4 protein-coding genes are annotated in these 3,670 nt (G+C 49.6%); all 4 read left to right on the plus strand.

Annotation, left to right across the window (positions count from 1 at the left end; genetic code table 11):
* The first annotated feature begins 322 nt into the window (after nucleotides 1-322).
* Entirely contained in the window at nucleotides 323-1,600 is a 1,278-nt protein-coding gene (locus tag ACR0P9_RS08995; RefSeq protein ID WP_432619361.1) for a uroporphyrinogen decarboxylase family protein, read from the plus strand.
* A 127-nt stretch (nucleotides 1,601-1,727) separates the two neighbouring features.
* Nucleotides 1,728-2,753 (plus strand): selenide, water dikinase SelD, encoded by a 1,026-nt coding sequence (selD, locus tag ACR0P9_RS09000; protein ID WP_432619363.1) that lies wholly within the window; start codon nucleotides 1,728-1,730, stop codon nucleotides 2,751-2,753.
* Nucleotides 2,754-2,774: 21 nt separating this feature from the next.
* Complete coding sequence (gene yedF, locus ACR0P9_RS09005; protein ID WP_432619365.1) at nucleotides 2,775-3,401, plus strand: sulfurtransferase-like selenium metabolism protein YedF; 627 nt, start codon at nucleotides 2,775-2,777, stop codon at nucleotides 3,399-3,401.
* On the plus strand, nucleotides 3,398-3,670 hold a 273-nt coding region (locus ACR0P9_RS09010; RefSeq protein WP_432619367.1), incomplete at its 3' end, for an aminotransferase class V-fold PLP-dependent enzyme. The genes yedF and ACR0P9_RS09010, both read left to right, overlap by 4 nt.

Consider the following 3,670-nt stretch of genomic DNA (forward strand, 5'->3'; position numbering starts at 1 on the left):
ATTTGTATAATAATACCCGCATGATGTTAGATAAAACAGCATCTCGCGGGTTTGAATAGATGGCGTATGGAAATATAAATCAGAGCCGGAACAAGTGCCGCGTTCGTGTGCCAGCATAGAATCACCTCATGATACAACGGTATGGTTTTGTGCCGATTTTGCTCAAGTATAACACGCGGTATAGCCGCTGTCAAATTTCATTCAAAAGCATGTTTTCTCAAGTATTGCGCACGAATTCTCATTCTCAATTTGCATTTTGCAAGTTACAATCAAAGTAACAACAAGGCATATTTTGAAACATGGGAGAATAGGAGGAACAGATATGAATTCCAGAGAAAGAGTCATTGCTGCAATTAATCACCAGCAGCCGGATCGTGTACCGATTGACTTTGGTGCAACGGGACAAACTGGCATCAGTGTGTGCGCAGAATATCGCTTGAGAGAGTATTTGGGACTGCCGCAGCATGATTTGGATGTCTTTGAAATTATTCAGATGATTGGCGTAGTGGATGAGGATTTGCGCCGTATGATGAAATCGGATGTCATTGGTATGAACCATCCGGAAGACAGCATGGGTGTTTATCCCAACGGAAAAAAACAACGGTTTATCATGCCGGACGGCACGCCGACGCTCATCAATGAGGGCAATGCTTTTGATATTCTGCCGAGCGGTGCGCGACAGCTGTATCCGCAGGGCGACAGAACGGCACCGCCGTCTGCGTATATGCCGGAAGGCGGCTATTTCTTCGACATCATTGACCGCGCAGAGGAGTATGATGAAGACGATTTAACACCGCGAGAAGATTTTAAGGACTTTTTCTCTGTGATGTCTGAAGAGACAGCAAAGTATTACGAACGCGAATCCAAGCGTCTGTATGAAGAGACCGATTATGCGATTATCGGTAATTTGGCAGGTGCGGGTTATGGTGATCCGGGTGCACTGCCAGCACCGTTTGAAAAGCATCCGAAGGGCATTCGGAAGTTTGACGAGTGGATTATGGCACAGATTATGTATCCGGAATATGTGCAGGAAGTTTTTGAGATGCAGACCGAGTTCATGCTCAAGAACTTGGAAATTTACAAGCAGGCGTGCGGAGACCGCATTCAGATCTGCTGGATCAGCGGCACGGATTTCGGCACACAGAACTCGGAAATTATGTCTGCCGATATGTTCCGCGAGCTGTACAAGCCGTATTACAAGCGCGTTTGCGATTGGATTCATAAAAATACCAGCTGGAAGACCTATGCACATACCTGCGGTTGTCTGGTTCGTCTGCTGGATGATATGGTGGATATGGGTCTGGATATTATCAATCCGGTTCAGCTGTCTGCGGCTGGCATGGATGCCAAGATGCTCAAGGAAAAATACGGCGATAAGCTGGTATTCTGGGGCGGCGGCGTCGACACCCAGACAACTCTTCCGCGCGGCAATCCGGAAGAAGTAGCGGCGCAGGTTATCGAGCGGCTGGACATTCTGTCCAAGGGCGGCGGATATGTATTCAATACGATTCACAATATCGTTGGCGATACCAAGCCGGAAAATATCTGGGCGGCATTCAGCGCCGTACACAAGTATAACGAAGAGCACTTCGGTGCATAATATATGCATGACGCGACAAAAGATGCAGAGGGTACACTCTCTGCGTCTTTTTTTGTTATAGTATTGATGAAACATGGCGAAAATGATATGATTAAGGTGGTAAAAGAAGGACAAAGGAGAAGACGCGATGGCAGAAGAAATCGTATTTTGTAAAGGCGGCGGCTGTACAGCAAAGCTGGGCGCAGGTATCTTGAGCCGGGTGCTCTCAGCCCTGCCGAAGGGCGAGCCGGATCCCCATCTGCTCGTTGGATATGACAGCCGGGATGATGCCGCTGTCTATCAGGTGTCGGATGATTTGGCGATTGTTCAGACGCTGGATTTCTTTCCGCCAATGGTGGATGATCCATATACCTTTGGACAGATTGCCGCAGCCAATGCGCTGAGTGATATTTATGCGATGGGCGGAGAGGTCAAAACGGCTCTCAACATCGTGTGTTTCCCGGAAAAAATGGATTTGAATATCTTGGGAGAAATCATGCGCGGCGGCTCGGAAAAAGTGCTGGAAGCAGGTGCCTCTTTGGTCGGCGGCCATTCGATTGCCGATGACAGCGTGAAATACGGCTTGTCGGTCATGGGAACCATTGACCCAAAGAAGGTCTATGCCAACAATCACGGACAGGCAGGCGATGCGCTGATTTTGACAAAAAAACTCGGTGTCGGTATTTTGTGCACGGCCAATCGTGTGGGCGAGGCGTCAGAACAGGCGATGCAGGAAGCAATTGCATCGATGACAACGCTCAATAAATATGCGGCGGAAATTTGCAAAAAATACGCCGTACATGCGTGCACCGATGTCACAGGTTTTAGTTTTCTCGGTCATTTGCATGAAATGCTGGATGGAAAACTGTCCGCGCGCATTGATTCGCGCCATGTGCCGGTGATGACCGAAGCACTGCACCATGCCGATGAATTTTTGCTGACTGCGGCGGGACAGCGCAATCGAAACTACGTCAAGGACTTTGTACAGTTCAAGAATATTCCGTTTGCGATGGAAGAAGTGCTGCTGGATCCGCAGACCTCCGGCGGACTGCTGCTCGCCGTGGAACCGGTGCAGGCGGCACAGCTGGAACAGAAATTGCAGCAGGCAGGACTTCCGGCGCGCATTGTCGGAGAAATTACCAATAAGACAGAACCGGAAATTTTGGTTCTTTGAGAAGAAACAAGGAGAAATATCATGAATCAGACAGTCAATGCTATAGGCGATGCTTGCCCGATCCCAGTCGTGAAAACAAAGAATGCTATCAAGGAGATGGGTACCGCAGGCGGTACCGTAGAGACCTTGGTAGACAATGAAATTGCCGTACAGAATTTAACTAAAATGGCAGATCAGAAAGGCTACAGCGTACAGTCGGAACAGCTGGAAACCAACAAATACCGCGTTGTCATGACCGTAGGCGAGCGAACCGAACAGCAGGTGCAGGAAACCGCAGAGGAGCCGGTTGTCTGCGCACCGGTGCAGAAGGAACAGAACACCGTAGTTGTCATTTCTTCCTCCTGCATGGGAAATGGAGATGACGCCTTGGGTTCTGTGCTCATGAAGGGCTTTATCTATGCACTGTCTCAGCAGGATGAGCTGCCGAAAACCATACTGTTCTATAACGGCGGCGCAAAGCTGACCTGCGAAGGCGCGGTGACATTGGAAGACCTCAAAGAGCTGGAAGCACAGGGCGTAGAGATTATGACCTGCGGCACCTGCTTGAACCATTACGGTCTGACGGATAAATTACAGGTTGGCACCGTGACCAATATGTATGTGATTGCAGAGAAGATGACACAGGCCTCTCTGATTATTAAGCCGTGATTTATTTAGACAGTGCGGCGACATCTTTTTATAAGCCGGAACAGGTAGAACAGGCAGTGTGCCGCGCGTTTCATACGATTGGCAACGCCGGACGCGGTGCCCATGCGCCGACGCTGGAAGCGTCCCGCGTGCTGTATCGCACCCGGGCAAAACTGGCAAAGCTATTTCATGCGGAACACGCATCCCGCATTGCCTTTACAGCCAATGTCACGCAGGCATTGAATCTTGCGATAGATGGTCTGATTCAAGCGGGAGACCACGTGGTGACG

It is taken from the genome of Butyricicoccus sp. (assembly GCF_050872565.1).
Lineage (GTDB): Bacteria > Bacillota > Clostridia > Oscillospirales > Butyricicoccaceae > Butyricicoccus_A.

Bases quoted from the DNA above. Each gene is read 5' to 3' on its own strand.
- yedF (WP_432619365.1), top strand. From the start codon at position 2,775: ATGAATCAGACAGTCAATGCTATAGGCGATGCTTGCCCGATCCCAGTC.
- selD (WP_432619363.1), top strand. From the start codon at position 1,728: ATGGCAGAAGAAATCGTATTTTGTAAAGGCGGCGGCTGTACAGCAAAG.
- ACR0P9_RS08995 (WP_432619361.1), top strand. From the start codon at position 323: ATGAATTCCAGAGAAAGAGTCATTGCTGCAATTAATCACCAGCAGCCG.